The sequence below is a fragment of the Pseudomonas sp. 10B238 genome, from assembly GCF_000970615.1.
GTDB lineage: Bacteria > Pseudomonadota > Gammaproteobacteria > Pseudomonadales > Pseudomonadaceae > Stutzerimonas.
Genome location: NZ_KQ033931.1, coordinates 283,582 through 302,774, shown reverse-complemented (window position 1 = coordinate 302,774; position 19,193 = coordinate 283,582). Strand labels below are relative to the sequence as shown.

Annotated in this window: 22 protein-coding genes and 3 tRNA genes; 12 read left to right on the top strand and 13 right to left on the bottom strand. The window is 59.4% G+C overall.

Going from position 1 to position 19,193, the window contains the following annotated elements; genetic code table 11:
- Window positions 1-13: 13 nt before the first annotated feature.
- Genes RT21_RS09920 through RT21_RS09910 form a run of 3 tightly spaced genes read left to right on the top strand, consistent with a single transcriptional unit; the run spans window position 14 to window position 1,452 of the window.
- Window positions 14-292: a type II toxin-antitoxin system RelE/ParE family toxin gene (locus tag RT21_RS09920; RefSeq protein ID WP_046162618.1), complete on the top strand. Its 279-nt coding sequence runs from the start codon at window positions 14-16 to the stop codon at window positions 290-292.
- Between the two features lie 12 nt (window positions 293-304).
- Entirely contained in the window at window positions 305-610 is a 306-nt protein-coding gene (locus RT21_RS09915; protein WP_046162617.1) for a HigA family addiction module antitoxin, read from the top strand.
- A 23-nt stretch (window positions 611-633) separates the two neighbouring features.
- A complete protein-coding gene (locus tag RT21_RS09910) occupies window positions 634-1,452 on the top strand; it encodes a hypothetical protein (protein WP_046162616.1) in 819 nt (272 codons plus the stop codon).
- A 74-nt stretch (window positions 1,453-1,526) separates the two neighbouring features.
- Here RT21_RS09910 and RT21_RS09905 read toward each other — a convergent pair.
- Window positions 1,527-1,603, bottom strand: a tRNA-Met gene (locus RT21_RS09905).
- Between the two features lie 2 nt (window positions 1,604-1,605).
- Here RT21_RS09905 and RT21_RS09900 point away from each other — a divergent pair.
- From RT21_RS09900 to RT21_RS09890, 3 genes are all read left to right on the top strand, one after another.
- Entirely contained in the window at window positions 1,606-1,809 is a 204-nt protein-coding gene (locus tag RT21_RS09900; protein WP_046162615.1) for a hypothetical protein, read from the top strand.
- Window positions 1,810-2,074: 265 nt separating this feature from the next.
- Window positions 2,075-2,269, top strand: a complete 195-nt coding sequence (locus RT21_RS09895; protein ID WP_045424943.1) for a hypothetical protein — start codon at window positions 2,075-2,077, stop codon at window positions 2,267-2,269.
- 502 nt (window positions 2,270-2,771) lie between these two features.
- On the top strand, window positions 2,772-3,887 hold the full coding sequence (locus tag RT21_RS09890) for a metallophosphoesterase (RefSeq protein ID WP_046162614.1): 1,116 nt from the start codon (window positions 2,772-2,774) through the stop codon (window positions 3,885-3,887).
- 8 nt (window positions 3,888-3,895) lie between these two features.
- Here the strand turns inward: RT21_RS09890 and RT21_RS09885 are convergent, their stop codons facing one another.
- From RT21_RS09885 to RT21_RS09840, 10 genes are all read right to left on the bottom strand, one after another.
- Window positions 3,896-4,594 carry a DNA-3-methyladenine glycosylase gene (locus tag RT21_RS09885; protein ID WP_046162613.1) on the bottom strand — a complete coding sequence of 233 codons (699 nt, stop codon included), beginning with the start codon at window positions 4,592-4,594 and terminating at the stop codon, window positions 3,896-3,898.
- 222 nt (window positions 4,595-4,816) lie between these two features.
- Entirely contained in the window at window positions 4,817-5,917 is a 1,101-nt protein-coding gene (gene ychF, locus RT21_RS09880) for a redox-regulated ATPase YchF (RefSeq protein ID WP_046162612.1), read from the bottom strand.
- A gap of 137 nt (window positions 5,918-6,054) precedes the next feature.
- Window positions 6,055-6,639: an aminoacyl-tRNA hydrolase gene (pth, locus tag RT21_RS09875; RefSeq protein ID WP_045424951.1), complete on the bottom strand. Its 585-nt coding sequence runs from the start codon at window positions 6,637-6,639 to the stop codon at window positions 6,055-6,057.
- Window positions 6,640-6,673: 34 nt separating this feature from the next.
- Window positions 6,674-7,291 carry a 50S ribosomal protein L25/general stress protein Ctc gene (locus tag RT21_RS09870; RefSeq protein WP_046162611.1) on the bottom strand — a complete coding sequence of 206 codons (618 nt, stop codon included), beginning with the start codon at window positions 7,289-7,291 and terminating at the stop codon, window positions 6,674-6,676.
- A 124-nt stretch (window positions 7,292-7,415) separates the two neighbouring features.
- Window positions 7,416-8,357 carry a ribose-phosphate pyrophosphokinase gene (locus RT21_RS09865; RefSeq protein ID WP_019341796.1) on the bottom strand — a complete coding sequence of 314 codons (942 nt, stop codon included), beginning with the start codon at window positions 8,355-8,357 and terminating at the stop codon, window positions 7,416-7,418.
- Window positions 8,358-8,440: 83 nt separating this feature from the next.
- Window positions 8,441-8,515, bottom strand: a tRNA-Gln gene (locus tag RT21_RS09860).
- 52 nt (window positions 8,516-8,567) lie between these two features.
- Window positions 8,568-8,642, bottom strand: a tRNA-Gln gene (locus RT21_RS09855).
- 14 nt (window positions 8,643-8,656) lie between these two features.
- Entirely contained in the window at window positions 8,657-9,517 is an 861-nt protein-coding gene (gene ispE / locus RT21_RS09850) for a 4-(cytidine 5'-diphospho)-2-C-methyl-D-erythritol kinase (RefSeq protein ID WP_046162610.1), read from the bottom strand.
- On the bottom strand, window positions 9,517-10,137 hold the full coding sequence (lolB, locus tag RT21_RS09845) for a lipoprotein insertase outer membrane protein LolB (protein WP_046162609.1): 621 nt from the start codon (window positions 10,135-10,137) through the stop codon (window positions 9,517-9,519). Before lolB ends, ispE begins: the two co-directional genes overlap by 1 nt.
- Before the next feature lie 3 nt (window positions 10,138-10,140).
- A complete protein-coding gene (locus RT21_RS09840; RefSeq protein ID WP_046162608.1) occupies window positions 10,141-11,868 on the bottom strand; it encodes a tetratricopeptide repeat protein in 1,728 nt (575 codons plus the stop codon).
- 183 nt (window positions 11,869-12,051) lie between these two features.
- On the opposite strand from RT21_RS09840, the gene hemA reads away from it, so the two are divergent.
- From hemA to RT21_RS09810, 6 genes are all read left to right on the top strand, one after another.
- Window positions 12,052-13,320 (top strand): glutamyl-tRNA reductase, encoded by a 1,269-nt coding sequence (hemA, locus tag RT21_RS09835; protein WP_046162607.1) that lies wholly within the window; start codon window positions 12,052-12,054, stop codon window positions 13,318-13,320.
- The gene (prfA, locus tag RT21_RS09830; RefSeq protein ID WP_045424959.1) at window positions 13,317-14,399 is read left to right on the top strand and encodes a peptide chain release factor 1; all 1,083 of its coding nucleotides are present in this window, start codon (window positions 13,317-13,319) and stop codon (window positions 14,397-14,399) included. Before hemA ends, prfA begins: the two co-directional genes overlap by 4 nt.
- A gap of 69 nt (window positions 14,400-14,468) precedes the next feature.
- Window positions 14,469-15,296, top strand: a complete 828-nt coding sequence (gene prmC / locus RT21_RS09825; protein WP_046162606.1) for a peptide chain release factor N(5)-glutamine methyltransferase — start codon at window positions 14,469-14,471, stop codon at window positions 15,294-15,296.
- A 19-nt stretch (window positions 15,297-15,315) separates the two neighbouring features.
- Window positions 15,316-16,071 (top strand): molybdopterin-synthase adenylyltransferase MoeB, encoded by a 756-nt coding sequence (locus tag RT21_RS09820; RefSeq protein WP_046162605.1) that lies wholly within the window; start codon window positions 15,316-15,318, stop codon window positions 16,069-16,071.
- Window positions 16,064-16,855, top strand: a complete 792-nt coding sequence (murI, locus tag RT21_RS09815) for a glutamate racemase (protein WP_046162604.1) — start codon at window positions 16,064-16,066, stop codon at window positions 16,853-16,855. Before RT21_RS09820 ends, murI begins: the two co-directional genes overlap by 8 nt.
- Window positions 16,856-16,940: 85 nt before the next feature.
- Window positions 16,941-17,459 carry an acyloxyacyl hydrolase gene (locus tag RT21_RS09810; RefSeq protein WP_046162603.1) on the top strand — a complete coding sequence of 173 codons (519 nt, stop codon included), beginning with the start codon at window positions 16,941-16,943 and terminating at the stop codon, window positions 17,457-17,459.
- 61 nt (window positions 17,460-17,520) lie between these two features.
- On the opposite strand, the gene RT21_RS09805 is transcribed toward RT21_RS09810, so the two are convergent.
- Together RT21_RS09805 and RT21_RS09800 are read right to left on the bottom strand one after the other, a co-directional pair.
- Complete coding sequence (locus tag RT21_RS09805) at window positions 17,521-17,838, bottom strand: YkgJ family cysteine cluster protein (protein WP_046162602.1); 318 nt, start codon at window positions 17,836-17,838, stop codon at window positions 17,521-17,523.
- Window positions 17,839-17,930: 92 nt separating this feature from the next.
- On the bottom strand, window positions 17,931-19,193 hold the full coding sequence (locus RT21_RS09800) for a uracil-xanthine permease family protein (RefSeq protein WP_046162601.1): 1,263 nt from the start codon (window positions 19,191-19,193) through the stop codon (window positions 17,931-17,933).

Sequence of the window (19,193 nt, the reverse complement as noted above, 5' to 3'; positions counted from 1 at the left end):
TAAGGATTAAAGCGTGATTCTGAGTTTCAGGTGTGATGAAACCCGAGCGTTGTTCGAGTCAGGAGGCTCCCGGCGTTGGGGAAACATCCTGAACGTCGCGACCAGAAAGCTCGCGATGCTCAATGCGGCAACGGAGCTGCGAGATCTACGCTCCCCGCCGGGCAACAGGTTGGAAGCATTGCAAGGCAACCGGGCAGGGCAACATAGCATCAGGATCAACGACCAGTGGCGGATCTGCTTTGTCTGGACAGACGCAGGCCCCACACAGGTTGAGATCGTCGATTACCACTGAGGAGGTGGCTACATGGCAATTAACGGCATGCGCCCCGTTCACCCTGGTGAAGTGCTGCGCGAAGAATTTCTAGAGCCGCTGGGCATCACTCCCGCTGCGCTTGCTCGTGCGCTACGTGTATCGGCCCCAACCATTAATGACATTGTGCGTGAGCGTCGCGGGATAACGGCTGATACCGCTATCCGCCTGGGCCGCTACTTCGATACATCCGCACAGTTCTGGATGAACCTGCAGTCGGACTACGCTCTAGCGACTACCTACGCGGCGAATGGTGAGGAGATAGAGCAAGAGATTGAGCCGCTTAAAGTAGCTAGTTAGTTTTTCAACTTAGGGAAGAGTTAATGAATACAGTGGATGTAGCGTTTCGAAACTGGCTGGGTAGGGCGTGGATTTTCGTTAGCGGTCACTATTGTGTCTTGCTCCCAAATCAGAAAGCGTACGTTAACTCTGCCGTCCTTTTTTTCTTTTACTTTGTACTTAGGCCATTTTGGGAAGATCTGAGTACTGGGTTTCTAGGATTTGCATTTTTGTTATGGGGTATGGCTCTCTGTTCCGATCTCCTGACTTTCTATAGCAAAGTAACGGAAACCATTCTAGGAAAGATTGTGCTGGTGGCCATCGCTAGCACTGGCGTGAATGTTGCGGTAGCAATGTCTGCCCAATTAGTTAACGATGTCATAGGGTGGGATCCTGGCAGTTTCGTTCACACCATTGCTTTTGTTTCGATATTCCAAGGGTTCACGTTAACTTTATTTGTATTGGGCGTGCTGTTTGCAGTTGGCATTGTCTTCGGTTTTATTTTTATCGTATTCCATTTTTCATACGACGAACGCCTTTTATCAGCCATCTTTCCTTGGTACGTGGCTGGGCGTAGTGTGCCTCATAAGCGACTCACTGTTTTGGTACAGGCGGCGAGCTTCCTTACGCTTTGCTGGTTTGCATACTCTTGGGTTGCTAATGAGCAGCCGCGTTATCAAGCCTTCATAGAAGGAAAGGCGCGTTTGTTCTTATACAGCTTCGAGATGTATGAGAAGGCACCAACGTGTTCACTGACCCAAAATCAACGCGTGGCGTTCTTGGAAGGAGGCCAAGTGCTTGTGGCCAACAAGGTAGGCGACGAGATCACCTTTACGGTTCGGTCCTGCCCGATAGCCGAGTAGGCAGGGTGTAGACACTCTGTAGTCATTGAGCGCAACAAAAAAGGGCCTACCTTTCGGTAAGCCCTTGTTTTGTTTGGTGGCTACGCAGGGACTTGAACCCCGGACCCCAGCATTATGAATGCTATGCTCTAACCAACTGAGCTACGTAGCCAAGTGGCGCGCATTATTCGCGCCGCGCAGTTGCGTGTCAACCCTCCTGGTGTGCTTTTTCTGCCTGCTTTTTCAAATGCTTATGCCGCCGGTCCGACCGTTGCCGGTGCGCTGTCGATCAAGCCCAATTTCGGCGCGAAGGCGAGGCTGGCCAAGTGCTCGTTGCGTATCAGCGTGGCGTTCTGTGGGATCTCCTTGGTCAGCTAGCCACAGCCAGGTTGGCGGCGAGGTGGTCGCGCTTGGTGGTCATGTTCAGAGCTCGCTGGGCGAGGCCTACCGGACTAACGTCAAGTGCTGCAGCCGCTTGGCTGTCTACTTCTGCGTGATCGCACTAACCGCGCGCATTGGCTGTGTTCCCGATTACTGAGCGAATGCCAGATCCAGCAGGCCTGTGCGCGTCACGGATGACCGGTCCGAACGATGCAGGGTCGGGCCTGCCTAACTTTGCAGGCACACCTGCGAGGAGATCATCATGCTCAGCACTACCCATCCAAGCGATCCGCCGCTGTATCCCTGGCTGGCGGACGAATCGCCAATGAACGACCTCGACGACGCCGAGAGTGATACCGAGCTGGACGATGGCGGCGTTCTGCCGGACGAGGTACTTGAACAATTGGAAAAAGAGCCGCCACCGCCGGATCCGATGCCTGACCCTGGTGTGATGTAGCGGTTCGCTTGCCTCTAGCTGCATGGCTTGGATGTGCCGAGCGCTGCCAAAGGCTCTCCAATCACGAGGGCCGTTACACGCAGCGGGATGTCGTAGCTTGCACGCATGTGGGTTGTTGGTGGGGCGGACTGGTCCGCAGGCCTGGTGCTTCTCTAGATCAGACCGCCAGCTTTTGACTGCGCGCATACGGACCAAATATCGGGCACACGAACCGCAGGGTTCGTTCCGCTAAAACTCTATGCGCTCGGTCACTTTTCTGCTCGTATCAGGACGGCTGTGCCGTCCCGAGAGGCGAAGTCCAGATGGGCCTGTTCCCGTTGTGATGTTTCGATTTCGAATACGACTGTTATGGGGTAAAAGCTCCGAGCTACCCTGCTTGAGGGCAAGTCGTGAAGTGGTGCGTTTCTGTGATGTTGGCCCCCTCAACTACTTGTCGATACCGATACGCAGCCCGTTCGCTGGAGGCGTAAAAATGCCTCCCTTTGCTCAAGAGACGTAACGCATGAACAGGCGGATATTGGTTGCGGTGCTGCTGATTGGCTTGCATGTGTTCGTCGGTGTCACGCTGATCCCTGATCTTGCGCTTGGGCTGTTCGGCAGCGTTTTAGCGTGGGGCTATCTCGTGCTTTCGGCTGTACTGATGCGCTACGGCGTGCTGGTGCGAGGGGCGGGCAGTGCGCTGCTGGCGTGGTCTGGATTGCTGGCGATGGGAATCTTTTCCAGCCTGGCGATATTCGCACTGCTGCGAGCCTTTGCATTGGTGTTGGCTTCACTGCTGGGCTGGGAGTCGGCTGCAATTGCGCAGGGCTCGGCGCTGGCGGTCCTAGTCGCGGTTGCAGCCGTTACCCTGTTCGGCGTGCTCAACGCCCGGCGCACGGCTCGAGTAGTCGTGCGCGACATCGCCTTGCGAGATCTTCCGCCGGCACTGGAGGGTTTCAGCATTGTGCAGCTCAGTGACATCCACGTTGGGCCGACAATCAAACAGGGATATATCGATGCGATTGTCAGGCGGGTCAATGGACTTTCTCCCGATCTGATCGTTATCACTGGCGATCTTGTAGACGGCAGTGTTGTCGATCTGGCCGATGACATTGCGCCGTTGGCTCAACTGAGCGCCCGTCATGGCACTTACGTAGTGACCGGCAACCACGAATACTATTCCGGTGCCGACAGCTGGATTGCCGAGTTTGAGCGGCTGGGTATGGCAGTGTTGCTCAATCGTCATGTTCAACTCGAACACGACGGTGCTCGCTTGGTATTGGCTGGCATCGCCGACTATTCAGCTGAGCTGTTCCGGCCCAGCCATCGAAGCGATCCGATCGCTGCGTTTGCGGGCGCGCCCGATGACTTGCCGCGCTTACTCTTGGCGCACCAGCCGCGTTCGGCTCAGGCGGCAGTTGAGGCTGGCTGTGATCTGCAGTTGTCCGGCCATACGCACGGCGGCCAATTTTGGCCGTGGATGCATTTTGTGCGCTGGCAGCAGCCCTGGGTGGCGGGGCTGCAGCGCGTTGGTGACATGCAGATCTATATCAGCCGTGGCACGGGTTACTGGGGACCGCCGCTGCGCTTCGGGGCACCGTCAGAGATCACCCGGATTCGTCTGGTCAGGGCTGTTTGACTGATGAGCTAGCTCGCTAACAGCTCGCGGCGCAGTAGTACGTAGTCCTGACCCTCCTGTTGCCCACGGCGCATCGGATTGCGCGTGCAGTGTGCGGCAAAGCCGGCATCGACAAATCGGTACGGCAGGTGCTCGTCACGACCGGCGGGAATGCCAAGGCGGGTGGCCTGGATGATATCCGGGCGGGCACCGATGTCATCCAAGCGCAGCTTGGTAGGGTCCATGCGCTGGGCATTCCACTCCGCTACCTTCAGCCCCAGCGCCTTGCATAGCAGCGTCTGGCCAGAGCAGAGGCGGGTCAGGGGACGTGGGCCTCCCGCGGCGGCGGGGCTGTTAGTGCGCATGCGTTCGATAGATTCTTCGCAGGACAGCGAATCGACCCAGGGGTATCCGGCCTTGATACAGACCGCATTCCCGTCCCCCTGTACGCTGAAGTTCAGTGAGTCCCCGCCCCGCGAGTAATACAGATAGAGATGGCCGGCCGGCATGAACATGGCGCGCCGCGAGGGGCTGTGGCCGAGCGAAGAGTGACTGGCTTTCTCGTCGATGTAATAGGCCTCGGTCTCGATGATGCGCGCCGACAACCACAACCCGTCGACGCAGTGGCGAATTACGGTACCGAGCAATGCCTGAGCGACAATTTGCGCGTCCCGGTCGAAAAAAGCATCGTCGAGGTGCTGTAGCGGTGGTTCGGTGAGGCTGTTCATCAGGGCTCCGGCTTCGGCAGGTCTGCCTGTTCCGACCGCACAAGCGGGGCGAATATTCCGCGCTTGATCAACAGATTCCGTACCGGTCGTCAGCCGAATGTTTGAAAGCGGGGCTTCCCCGATTTTTCACAGCGACGACTTCTTACCTCGGAACACAAAAAAGCCTCGCGTGAGCGAGGCTTTGAGCGCGGCAATCAATGAATGCCAATGTGGCAATTTCGCTTAAACGTTGAAGCGGAAGTGCATCACATCGCCATCCTTGATGATGTATTCCTTGCCCTCCAGGCGCCATTTACCGGCTTCCTTGGCACCGGCTTCGCCTTTGTACTGGATGAAGTCGTTATAGGCGACCACTTCAGCGCGGATGAAGCCTTTCTCGAAATCGGTGTGGATTACGCCTGCGCCTTGAGGGGCTGTAGCGCCGACTTTCACAGTCCAGGCGCGGACTTCCTTCACGCCAGCCGTGAAGTAGGTTTGCAGGTTGAGCAACTCGTAACCGGCGCGGATCACGCGGTTCAAGCCGGGCTCTTCAAGGCCGAGGGACTCTAGGAACATGTCCTTTTCTTCACCATCGTCGAGCTCGGCGATTTCCGCTTCGATCTTGTTGCACACCGGTACCACGAGGGCGCCTTCTTCGGCGGCGATTGCCTTGACCACATCCAGGTGCGGGTTGTTCTCGAAGCCGTCTTCGGCCACGTTGGCGATGTACATGACCGGCTTGCTGGTGAGCAAGTGGAAGCCCTTGGCCAGTTGAACATCATCATCGCCCAGCTTCTTCAAGAGCGTGCGGGCCGGCTTAGCTTCGGTGAAGTGGGGGATCAATTTTTCCAGCAGCGCTTTCTGCGCTACGGCTTCCTTGTCGCCGCCTTTGGCGTTGCGCGTCACGCGCTGCAGTTGCTTTTCGCAGCTGTCGAGGTCGGCGAAGATCAGTTCGAGTTCGATAATTTCGATGTCGCGCTTGGGATCGACCGAGTTGGAGACGTGGATGACGTTTTCGTCATCGAAGCAACGCACCACGTGGGCTATCGCATCGGTCTCACGGATGTTGGCGAGGAACTTGTTGCCCAGACCTTCACCCTTTGAAGCACCTTCGACGAGGCCGGCGATGTCGACAAATTCCATGGTGGTCGGCAGGATTCGCTCGGGCTTTACGATGTCGGCCAAGGCTTGCAGGCGAGGATCGGGCATCGGCACGATGCCACTGTTCGGCTCGATGGTGCAGAAGGGGAAGTTTTCCGCAGCGATTCCGGACTTGGTCAGCGCGTTGAACAGGGTGGACTTGCCGACGTTGGGCAGGCCGACGATGCCGCAATTGAATCCCATGGTGTCTTGCCTCGGTGTTGGCTGGCAGCTCTGCGCTACCGGCGTTGCCAAACTGCGTTAAACGGCTTCGTGATGCGCTGTAGTGCAAGCCTTCCGCTCAGCCGTTGCTTTGTCTTGCGTTCCTGCGTCGAGTTCGATCAGGCCTTCTGGCTGTGCAGACGCTGCATTGCACGCGTCCAGTCACCGGCGAGAATTTCGGGTAGCACGTCGAAGGTGAAGTCGATGCTGGCGTCCAGCTTTTCGCGCTCGGCCTGGGGCGCTCGGCCCAGTACGTAACCGGTCACCAGGCTGCTATGACCTGGGTGGCCGATGCCCAGACGCAGGCGGTAGAAATTGTTCTGATTACCGAGCTTGGCAATGATGTCGCGAAGCCCGTTATGCCCGCCATGGCCGCCGCCTTGTTTGAGCTTGGCGACGCCGGGGGGCATGTCGAGCTCATCGTGGGCAACCAAGATGGATTCGGGGGGAATTCGGAAAAATCCGGCCAGTGCCGCCACCGCTTGACCGCTACGGTTCATGAAGGTGGTGGGGATCAACAGGCGGACGTCTTCGTCTTGGTGGCGAAACTTGCCGACCAGGCCGAAATACTTGCGATCGACGCTGAGATTGACGCCCTTGTGGGCAGCCAGACGCTCAACGAAAAGGGCCCCTGCGTTATGCCGGGTCTGGTCGTATTCAGGGCCTGGGTTACCCAGGCCGACGATCAGTTTAACGGCAGTCACGACAGAGGCCCTTCCTCAGGTGATGGCGAGTGGATTACTCGGCAGAGCCTTCTTCTTTCGGAGTGTCTTCCTTGTTCACGCGCGGCGCATGAACGTTGGCAACCGGCAGATCGCTGCCGTGGGCCAGGGCGACCAGCTCAACGCCGTTCGGCAGCTTGAGGTCGGTCATGTGCAGTACCTGACCGACTTCAACGTTGGCCATGTCGACCTCGATGAACTCAGGCAGATCCTGCGGCAGGCAGGAGACTTCCACTTCGTTGATGTTGTGCAGGATCTCGCCGCCCTGCTGCTTAACGCCTACCGAAGTTTCCTGGTTCAGGAAGTGCAGCGGAACGGTAGCGGTCAGCTTGTGACCTTCGACGACGCGGACGAAGTCAGCGTGCAGAACGAAGCCCTTGGCCGGATGACGCTGTAGCGCCTTGATCAGAACGGACTCGTTCTGGCCGTCGACGTTCAGGGTCAGTACGTGGCTGAAAGAGGCTTCGGTTTCCAGCAGCTTGGTTACGTCTTTCAGCAGCAGGCTGATGGATTGCGGAGCCTTGTCACCACCGTAGATTACGGCTGGAACGAGGTTGGCGTTACGACGCAGGCGGCGGCTCGCACCTTTCCCCAGGTCGGAACGCACTTGGGCATTCAGAGTGAAATCAGTCATTGTGTTTCTCCAGGATAACAACGCACCCGAAACGCTCGCGACCAGCGCTACCGGGCGGTTGGGCAAAAAGCCCCGCACGAGGCGGGGCACATTTTCGTTCTGCGCAAAGGGCTAAGCGTTTGGCTTAGCGGAACATCGCGCTGATCGATTCAGCATTGCTGATGCGGCGAACCGCTTCAGCCACCATTGGCGCGATGTCCAACTGGCGAATACGGGTACAGGCTTGCGCCGCTGCGGACAGCGGGATGGTATTGGTCACGACCAGCTCGTCGAGGACCGAACCTTCGATATTCTCGATGGCGCGACCGGACAGAATTGGGTGTGTGCAATACGCGAAGACCTTGGACGCGCCATGATCTTTTAGAGCGGTTGCGGCATGGCACAGGGTGCCGGCGGTATCGACCATGTCATCGACGAGGATGCAGGTACGGCCTTCGATATCACCGATGATGTGCATCACTTCGGACTGGTTGGCCTTCGGACGACGCTTGTCGATGATCGCCAGATCCACACCCAACGATTTGGCGACAGCACGAGCTCGTACCACACCACCGATATCGGGGGAGACGATCATCAGGTTCTCGAAGCGCTGAGCCTGTATATCGTCGACCAGGACCGGCGAACCGTAGATGTTATCTACCGGCATGTCGAAGAAGCCCTGGATCTGGTCAGCGTGCAGGTCGACCGTGAGTACACGGTTGACCCCAACCACATCGAGCATGTCAGCCACGACTTTAGCGCTGATCGGTACGCGTGCGGAGCGCGGACGGCGATCCTGACGGGCATAACCAAAGTAGGGAATGACGGCTGTGATGCGAGTGGCGGAGGACCGGCGGAAGGCGTCTGCCATCACAACCAGTTCCATCAGATTGTCATTGGTGGGGGCACAGGTCGGCTGAATCAGAAAGACGTCCTTACCACGAACGTTCTCGTTGATCTCGACACTGATTTCGCCGTCGGAGAACTTTCCGACGTAGGCGTCACCGAGAGGGATATGCAGCTGACGTACAACACGCCGGGCCAGGTCGGGGTTGGCGTTCCCCGTGAAGACCATCATCTTGGACACGCGCAGTACCTGCCTGAGGGTGGATCCGATGAAACAAAAAGCTGTTCAAAAGGCCAGGCGTTTTGAACAGCTCTCGTGATGTTTGGCAGGGGCGGCTGGATTCGAACCAACGCATGCCAGGATCAAAACCTGGTGCCTTACCGCTTGGCGACGCCCCTGTAGATGTAACCCTGAAAGTGCTTGTCCGGCTGTATTAACCCCTAAAGGTTATGGCAGGGGCGGCTGGATTCGAACCAACGCATGCCAGGATCAAAACCTGGTGCCTTACCGCTTGGCGACGCCCCTGTAACCTACAACCTCTAACCACTTGCTTCCTGTGCCAGCTGCGCAAGCTTTCGGTGCAACATCGAAATATTGCGGCCTTGAGCGACGAATGCTGGTAAATCGGCTGGAAGTTGGCGGCAAACTTTATCAGCCTCACCCTTGTTTGGGAAGCTCCCAAACACACAAGCTCCAGTGCCGGTCATTCTTGCTGGAACAAATTTGTTCAACAAGCTCAAAGCGTTACGAACTTCTGGGTAACGCCTCTCGACTACCGGCTGACAGTCGTTATGACCGCCCCCTGCAAGAAGGCTGCGAACTGTAATGGCCGGGGTATTGCGTGTCAACTCCGGGTCGGAAAATATTTCCGCTGTACTAACAGAGACTTGCGGGGCGATTACGAGGTACCAGGGTTCGTTCAATTCGACCGGTTGCAGGCGTTCACCAACCCCTTCGGCAAAGGCTGCGCGGCCTCTTACGAATACCGGAACATCAGCACCCAATGCCAAGCCGATCTCCGCCAGCGTGTCTTCGCCCAGGTGGGTCTGCCAGAGGTGATCGAGGCCAAGCAGGGTGGTGGCCGCATCGGAGCTTCCACCGCCAATACCGCCGCCCATGGGCAAGTGCTTGCTCAATTCGATGTCAGCGCCTTGAGCGCAGCCGCTGCGCGTTTGCAGGAGGCGTGCAGCGCGCACGATCAGGTTGCTGTCATGGTCGACGCCCGGGAGGTCCGTATGTAATCGGACCTGTCCATCGGCCCGAGGTCTGAAAGTCAGCTCGTCGCCATAGTCGAGAAACTGAAAAAGCGTTTGAAGCTCGTGGTATCCGTCGGCGCGACGGCCGAGGATATGCAGCATGAGATTGAGCTTGGCTGGCGCGGGGAGTGTCAGTGCGAGCATCAGTGTCCGAGCTGGCGCGGTTGCCAGTCCTTGACCACCAATGTGATTTTCAGGTCACGACCTGCCAATTTGATGCGATTTGGCAGCGGATAACCGTCCTCCTCGGTATAGCTCAGGTACTGAACATCCCAACCGTCTTGCTTCAGGCTGGCTAGCTGCCCGTTGGCGTTGAGGGCGATGCGGCTGCGGCTGTCCGGAGCCGGCAGGCCGCGTACCCACCAGAGCAGGTTGGAGACGGGTAGCTGCCAGCCCAGCTGGCTTTCAACCAATGCTTCCGGCGAGTCGGCCTCGAAGCGTCCCTGGCCGGCAATTTCCAGCGCCACCGCATCGGGGCGTCCAGTCAGGCGCGTAGCGCCCCGACCTAAGGGGCCGGAGAGACGAATATCGAAATAATCCTGGCGCTGCAGCCAGAACAGGGTGCCGCTGCCCGAATCCTGCGGTGCCTGAATACCTATCTTGCCGCTGATCTGCCAGCCATCGATCTCGCTGATATGGGCTTTATGGGTTTTCCAGTCCTCGGCATTGCCGGGGCCTTCAACTGACTCCTGCGGACCGAGACCGGCGCAGCCAGCTAGCAGCAAGGCGAGGGTGGGGGTCAGCAGGTTACGCATCAGCTTCATGGGTCAGGGTTTCTCCGAGCCTGTCAGTCGTTTGATGGTTTCACGCAGGACTTGGCTGTCGGGCTGCGCCTTCAAGGCTTTCGCCCAGATGGCCCGCGCCTCTCGCTGATCACCCGAAGCCCAGAGCACCTCGCCGAGATGAGCGGCAACTTCATGGTCGGCAAAGCGTTCATAGGCTTTGCGCAGTTGTGTTTCGGCTTCTTCGAGATTGCCCAGGCGGTAATTGACCCAGCCGAGGCTGTCGAGGATGGCGGCGTCATCAGGGTTCAGTTGGTAGGCCTGCTCGATGAGAGTTCGGGCTTCATCGTATCGGTCAGTGCGGTCTGCAAGCGTATAGCCGAGAGCATTGATAGCCATGGCATTGTCTGGCTCGCGCTCGATGATGTAGCGCAGGTCTCGCTCCAGCTGAGCGAGGTCGCCGCGCTTTTCGGCAATCATCGCTCGGGTATAGAGCAGGTTCAGGTCGTCCGGAAACTCAACCAGCGCCTGTTCCGCCAGTTTCCAGGCTGCTTCGATCTGTTGCTGGCCGGAAAGCGCTTCCAACTCGATGAGGTACAGCTGTATGGCGTAATCGGGCTGCTCGTCCCGAGCGCTTGCCAGCAGCTGTGACGCTTCCTGGTTGCGGTCGAGGGTGAACAGCAGCTCCGCCTGCATCAGTTTCGCCGGCAAGTATTCGTTGCCGGGGCCGACCTTGGCGAACGCGGCCAGCGCCTGCTCGTGCTTGCCCAGCTCACGGTAGGCTCGGCCCAGATTGAAATGTGCGGCGTCGAGATGGCTGCCGCGCTCGATCAGATCTTCCAGGTAAACAATGGCTTCACGCCAGGCTTGCGCTTCGAGGCATACCAGGGCCATCGAGAAGCGCAAGTCATCGTCGCTTGGGTATTGGTGGACCAGCGTGGCGAATTCACCCATGGCTTCGTCGAGCCGATCCTGTTCCACCAGCAAGCGGGCGTAGGTCAACCGCAAGCGCTTGTCTTCGGGGTGCCGGCGAAGGCTTTTTTCCAATAGCGGTATGGCTTCGTTGCTGCGCTTCAAAACCTGCAGCAGACGAGCCTGGAGCAGAATCGACGGGATCTGCTGCTCGCTGGCTGGTTGCTCCTCGAGCAGCGCGAGTGCTTCTTCAGGACGGCCGTCCTGTTGCAGCAACACGGCCTTGCCGAATTTCAGTTGGGGATTGTCGGGATGCTTTGCCAGCAGTTGGTCGAAACTCTTGAGCAGGCCGGTGCGCGTGTCCGGATCGGTTTCAGCGGCGGACAGTGCTAGGAAGTCAAAATGCGTGTCGCCCTGACCCCGGAGCACCTTCTCCATGAACGAGAGGGACTCTTCGTAACGCCCCGCGCGTGCCAACTGAACGGCTGCAGCGCGCTGGGCGTCGAGATTGTCCGGTGCATTGTTCGCCCAGATGATGGCCGTATCGAGCGCCGCTTGGTCGGCGCCGAGGTATTCGGCGATGCGGAAACCGCGCTCCGCGACGCCGGCATCCTGCGTCGCGTTGGCCTGCTGGACATAGGTGCCCAAGGCGATATCGAAGCGATTTCGCTGGCCAGCCAGTTCTGCCACTAGCAACGCATACAGGGTATCGCCGCTGAACGAGCCATACTCGTTTGGGCTTTTTGCCGCAGGCTCCGCAGTGACCTCCTCGATCGGCGGGCCGCTGTCCGGGGTGCTCTGCATGAAGCTTTGGCAGCCACCGAGAAATAGGACGGCGCTGAGGGCGAGGAGTTTTTTCATAGGGAACATTAGGCTGGTCTGCGGTCGCGGCATGATGACACAAGCGACCAGGCAAGCACACGGCTCGGCTTTGGCCCAGCATTTTGTGGGCTTGGTCCGTTACAGACAATGTCTGGCAATGGTTGTTCTGAGGCAGGCGAAGTAGGAGAATCGCGCGCTCCGTTTTCGAATCAGCGATCCTGCATGGCTTTCCTCGCGCTTGGCATTAATCACAAGACCGCATCGGTGGACGTGCGAGAGCGTGTGGCGTTCACGCCTGAACAGATGGTCGAGGCGCTGCAGCAGCTGTGTCGAGTCACGCCCACGCGTGAAGCAGCGATTCTATCGACCTGCAATCGCAGCGAGCTTTACCTGGAACAGGAGCAGCTCGAGGCCGAGACGGTGTTGGCCTGGCTGGCCAACTATCATCGGTTGAACCTCGACGATCTCAAGGCGTGTGCCTATGTGCACACAGACGACCAGGCGGTTCGGCACATGATGCGTGTTGCCTCCGGTCTGGATTCGATGGTGTTAGGTGAGCCGCAGATTCTCGGGCAGATGAAGTCCGCCTATGCTGTGGCGCGTGAGGCCGGTAGCGTGGGGCCGCTGCTGGGGCGCCTGTTTCAGGCCACCTTCAGTACCGCCAAGACGGTCCGCACCGACACCGCGATTGGTGAAAACCCGGTCTCGGTCGCCTTCGCTGCGGTCAGCCTGGCCAAGCAGATCTTCGCCAACCTCGATCGCAGCCAGGCGTTGCTGATCGGCGCTGGCGAGACCATCACCTTGGTCGCTCGGCACCTGCATGAGCAGGGCGTCAAGCGCATCGTGGTGGCCAACCGTACCCTCGAACGCGCGAGCGCGCTGGCCGAGCAGTTCGGTGCTCATGCCATCTTGCTTGCTGACATTCCGCAGGAGCTCTACAACAGCGATATCGTCATCAGCTCAACCGCCAGCCAGCTGCCGATTCTCGGCAAGGGGGCGGTCGAGCAGGCGCTGAAGAAGCGCAAGCACAAACCGATGTTCATGGTGGACATTGCCGTGCCGCGCGATATAGAAGCGCAGGTTGCCGATCTGGATGATGTCTATCTCTACACCGTTGATGATCTTCATGAAGTGGTGGCAGAGAATCTCAAGAGCCGACAGGGCGCTGCACAGGCCGCCGAAGAGCTGGTTGCGGTCGGGACTGACGATTTCATGGCGCGGCTCCGTGAGCTGGCGGCTGTGGATGTGCTCAAGGCTTATCGGCAGCACGCCGAACGCCTTCGTGATGAGGAGCTGCTGCGTGCCCAGCGGTTGTTGGCCAATGGCGGCACGCCCGAGGATGCACTGGCGCAGCTAGCTCGAGGACTGACCAACAAGCTGCTGCACGCGCCCAGCGTTCAGTTGAAAAAACTTTCTGCCGAAGGGCGTGTGGAGGCTCTGAGCATCGTCCAGGACCTCTTCGCCTTGCAAGACAGCACGGACAAACCATGAAAGCGTCGCTGCTCAACAAACTCGATACTCTGCAGGACCGCTTCGAAGAGCTGACAGCGTTACTGGGTGACGCTGAGGTGATCAGCGATCAGACCCGTTTTCGCGCCTATTCGCGCGAGTACGCTGAAGTCGAACCGGTCATCGCCACCTATCGCGAATTCCTCAAGATGCAGTCCGACCTTGAGGGTGCTCAGGCATTACTCAAGGACAACGATCCGGATGTTCGCGAGATGGCGGAGGAAGAAGTCGCCGAAGCACGCGGGAAGCTCGAGGCGATCGAGGCTCGGCTGCAGCGCATGCTTCTGCCGAAGGATCCCAAGGATGGGCGTAACGTCTTCCTCGAGATTCGAGCTGGCACCGGTGGCGACGAGGCAGCGATCTTCTCTGGCGATCTGTTTCGTATGTATTCCCGCTACGCCGAGCGGCAAGGCTGGCGCGTCGAGATCCTGTCCGAAAGCCCGGGTGAACACGGCGGCTACAAGGAAGTGATCTCCCGGGTCGAGGGCGATAATGTATTCGCCAAGCTGAAGTTCGAATCGGGCGCACACCGGGTTCAGCGCGTACCCGAAACCGAATCCCAGGGACGTATCCATACCTCGGCCTGCACCGTTGCGGTCCTGCCGGAGCCGGACGAGCAAATCGCCATCGAAATCAATCCGGCTGACCTGCGCGTCGACACCTACCGCGCCTCCGGAGCTGGCGGTCAGCACATCAACAAGACCGATTCGGCGGTGCGTATTACCCACTTGCCCAGCGGCATTGTGGTGGAATGCCAGGAAGAACGCTCGCAGCACAAGAATCGTGCTCGGGCCATGGCCTGGTTGGCCGCCAAGCTGCAAGATGTGCAAGACAGCGCGGCGCACAAGGAAATTTCCGATACGCGCAAGTTGCTGGTGGGCTCGGGTGATCGTTCCGAGCGTATTCGGACTTACAACTTCCCACAGGGGCGCGTTACGGATCACCGCATTAACCTGACGTTGTATTCGCTCAATGAAGTGGTCAGCGGCGCAGTTGAGCAGGTGATCGAACCGCTGCTGCAGGAATATCAAGCCGACCAGCTTGCTGCGCTGGGCGACTGACCGCTCGCTCATCGGCGAATCCTTCCGGTTGTCGATGGCGGCGTACCACTGAGTCCTGGAAACCCGAACATGGCGACAATCGACTACCTGCTGCGTGCCGCCCAGCTGCCCGACTCGCCGAGCGCCAAGCTCGATGCCGAGTGGCTGCTTGCAGCCGCGCTGGGCAAAGGGACAAGCTATCTGCGCACCTGGCCTGATCGCGAGGTGCTACCCGAGGTCGAGGCTCGCTTTGCGGCTTATCTTGAGCGTCGTCGGCTTGGCGAGCCAGTGGCTTACATTCTTGGCCGCCAGGGATTCTGGAGTCTCGATCTTGAAGTGGCGCCACATACCTTGATTCCGCGACCGGACACCGAACTGCTGGTTGAAACGGCGTTGGAGATGCTTCCAGCTGGTCCGGTGGATGTGCTCGATCTGGGTACGGGGACCGGTGCGATTGCCCTGGCGCTTGCCAGTGAGCGCTCCACTTGGCGGCTTACCGGCGTGGACCGCATCAGCGAAGCCGTTACGCTGGCAGCCCGTAATGCTCAGCGACTTGGGCTCGGCAATGTGATGTTTATCGAGAGCCAGTGGTTCTCTTCGCTCGCAGGCCAGCGCTATGGATTGATCGTCTCCAATCCGCCCTATATCCCCGCCAGCGACCCGCATCTGCTGCAGGGTGACGTGCGCTTCGAGCCGAGCAGTGCGCTGGTGGCGGGAGGAGATGGACTGGATGACATTCGGCTGATCATCGAGCAGGCGCCTACTCATTTGCTTTCGTCCGGCTGGTTGATGCTGGAGCACGGTTACGATCAGGCGATGGCGGTGCGGACCCTGTTGTCCGATGGCGGTTTCGTCGATGTCGCTAGCCGCAAGGATTTCGGTGGCCACGAGCGTGTCAGCTTCGGGCGGCTGCGATGAACCCAATGAGGAGTGGTGCATGCTGAGCGATGATGAGCTGCTGCGTTACAGCCGGCAGATCTTGCTGGGACAGGTTGATATCGAAGGCCAGCTCAAGCTTAAGCAGAGCCGTGTGCTGATCGTCGGGCTTGGCGGGCTTGGTTCGCCCGTCGCCTTGTATCTCGCCGCCGCCGGTGTCGGTGAACTGCATCTGGCGGATTTCGATCGGCTCGATCTGACCAATCTGCAACGGCAGATTGCTCACGACACGCCATCGGTGGGGGTGCACAAGGTGGACTCGGCAATGGCTCGGCTATCTGCGCTCAACCCTTTGGTCAAGCTTGTGCCGCACCGCGCCGCGATGGATGCCGACACGCTTGGTGCCGCTGTGGCAAGAGTCGACCTGGTGCTGGATTGCACGGACAACTTTGCGGTTCGTGAGGCTGTCAACGCAGCGTGTGTAGCGGCCGTGAAACCGCTGGTGAGCGGCGCGGCCATACGGCTCGAAGGGCAGCTATCGGTGTTTGACCCTCGGGTCGAGTCCAGCCCCTGCTATCACTGCCTTTACGGCCATGGCACCGAGGCTGAGCTGACTTGCAGCGAGGCTGGCGTGCTCGGGCCTGTCGTCGGGATGGTGGGTAGCCTGCAGGCGCTTGAGGCAATCAAGTTGCTCGTCGGTTTCGGTGAGCCTTTGATTGGCCGCCTGCTATTGGTGGATGCGCTGTCCAGTCGTTTCCGCGAGCTGAAGGTCAAGCGCGACCCGGCCTGCGCAGTCTGCGGAAGCGGCCGTGTCTGACAATGGGCCGATTGGCGTTTTTGATTCTGGTGTGGGCGGGCTGTCGGTGCTCCGGGAAATTCGTGCCCGCCTGCCTCATGAATCGTTGCTGTATGTAGCGGACAGCGGTCACGTCCCCTACGGCGAAAAAAGCCCGGCGTTCATCCGCGAGCGCTGCCGGGCCATCGCTGGGTTTTTGCTTGAGCAAGGCGCCAAAGCACTGGTGTTGGCCTGCAATACCGCAACGGCCGCAGGAGTGGCGGACTTGCGTGAGCAGTATCCGCAGCTGCCATTGATTGGGATGGAGCCCGCCGTCAAACCGGCCGCCCGGGCAACCCGCAGTGGGGTGGTGGGCGTGCTGGCCACGACGGGCACCTTGACGAGCGCCAAGTTTGCAGCGCTGCTCGACCGTTTCGCCAGCGACGTGCGCGTCATTACGCAGCCATGCCCTGGGCTTGTCGAGCGTATCGAAGCCGGGGAGCTCGCTACGGCAGGCACCCGCGCGCTGCTTGAGAGCCTGGTTCAGCCATTGGTCGAGCAGGGCTGCGATACGCTGATTCTCGGCTGCACCCACTATCCTTTCGTAAAGCCGCTGCTGCGCGAGATGCTGCCCCCTGAGGTCGCGCTGGTCGATACCGGTGCCGCGGTCGCACGACATCTCCAAACCCTGCTGGTAGCCAGCGGCCGGCTAAGCGACGGCGAGGCGACGGTGCGCTTCTGGAGCAGCGGCGACCCCCGGCGATTGGCCTGCGTTCTACCGGTACTTTGGGGCGAAAACGGTACAGTTTCATACTGTTCTGTTTAGGAACTCCCCGTGCTGGCCGGCCTCTGTATTTGTAAGGATACTTAGCAAGGCAAGCGACACCAACATTCCAGTAAGGACATTCCGTATGACAAAACTGATCTCCCTCGCCGCAGTTGCGGCTATTTCTCTGGGGCAGGTGGCTGCCGTCCATGCACTCGACCTGACTGCTGCCGTTGGCCGCACCGGCGAGTCGACGACGACCTATCGGCTGGGTGCGCAATTTGACTTCAACCGTAGCTGGTTCCAGACCAGCGTAGGTCGGCTAACAGGGTACTGGGATGCAGGCTACACCTACTGGGAAGGCGACGAGACCTCTAGCAACCACAGCATTTCGCTCGCACCGGTCTTCGTCTATGAATTCAACGGCGGGTCAGTGACGCCTTATCTCGAAGCGGGCATCGGCATCGCAGCGTTCGAGAATACCGAAGTGGAAAACAACGGCCTGGGCTCGTCTTTTCAGTTCGAGGACCGCTTGGGGGCTGGCCTGCGCTTCGCCGGCGGACATGAGGTTGGCGTGCGAGCCATCCATTACTCCAACGCCGGCATCAAGGACCCCAACGATGGTATCGAAAGCTATGCAGTGCACTATCGAGCCTCGTTCTGATCGCTGATCGCTGATCGCTGATCGCTGATCGTGGAGGCTATGGAGGCTGATGGCGCTGTTGTCAGCCTTCCAGATAAGCGTCTGCTGAGCCCTTGCGCTCCTCCAGGCAGTCATCCGAGCCCAGCTCGAACTCCCGGCAGATAAGCGGCCGCTGTGCGTAGATGGTGCAGCGCATGCTGTCCCGGTCGAGCGCTACACACCACCCATCGTCGAGGCGGCGCATCACTTGGCCGCCCCAGTCGTCTTCATCGATGAAGCGTTCCGGGACGCCGGTGTCGGTCAGCAGCAGAACCTCGAGTCGGCAGCAGCAGGCGGCGCAGCTGCTGCAACTGACCGTATCGTCGGGCAACTGGCGGTGGGGAATGGCAGATTGAGTCATGGCGGCAGTCTACCCGTCTTGCGTCGGGATAGCTGCATGCCGCTAATGGCGCTGAGAAGGTAAAGCCAGCACGGTCGTGCTGGCGCAATAGGCTAGCTGTTTTCTTCGATTTGCTTGTTTTTCCAGCCTTCACCGCCGGGCAGCACCAAGTTGAGTAACAGCGCGATGATGGCGCATAACGAGATACCGGACAGGCTGAATTCCCCGTAGCCGAACGTCATGCCGCCGATGCCGAACACCAGCGTCACGGACACGATGATGAGGTTGCGCGCTTCGGCCAGGTCCACCTGATGGCGAATCAGTGTGCTCAGGCCAACCACCGCGATTGAACCGAACAGCAGGCAGAGGATGCCGCCCATGACTGGCACCGGAATGCTCAGCAGCCCAGCTCCAAACTTCCCGATGAACGCCAGGACAATGGCGAACGCCGCCGCCCAGGTCATGATTTTCGGGTTGTAGTTCTTGGTGAGCATCACCGCCCCGGTCACTTCCGCATACGTGGTGTTTGGCGGGCCGCCGAACAGTCCCGCTGCTGACGTCGCCAGGCCGTCACCTAGGAGCGTGCGATGCAGACCCGGTTTCTTGATGAAGTTGTTGCCCGTCACGCCACCAATCGCCACCACGCCACCGATGTGCTCGATAGCGGGTGCTAGCGCGACCGGGACCATGAACAGAATTGCACCCCAGTGGAATTCCGGTGTGACGAAGTTCGGCACCGCCAGCCAAGGTGCCGCCGCGATTCCGGTCGTATCCACGACACCAAACGCGAACGACAGACCATAGCCCACAGCGACGCCAGCCAGGATCGGCACCAGCCGGAACAGGCCTTTGCCGAGCACGGCCACCAGCAGCGTGGTCAGCAGGGCGGGCATTGAGATCAACATGGCCGTGGTGTAGGGCACCAGCTGAGCGCTGCCGTCACCGGCTTTGCCCATGGCCATATTTACTGCGACGGGCGATAGGGCGAGACCGATGGAGATGATCACCGGTGCGATTACTACGGGAGGTAGTAGCCGGTCTATGAATCCAGGGCCTTTAAGGCGCACCGCAAAGCCGAGAAACATGTAAACGATGCCGGCAGCAACCACGCCGCCAAGTACCGCTGGCAGGCCGAAGTCACCCTTGGCGGCGATGATTGGCGCGATGAAAGCGAAACTCGACGCCAGGAATACGGGTACTTGGCGTTTGGTGACCAGTTGAAACAAAAGGGTGCCGATACCGGCGGTGAACAGCGCGACGTTGGGGTCCATCCCGGTAATCAGCGGCATCAGCACCAGCGCGCCGAACGCCACGAACAGCATCTGCGCACCGGCCAGCACCTGGCGTCCGAGCGGTTCTTCCATGGGTTGCGGCAT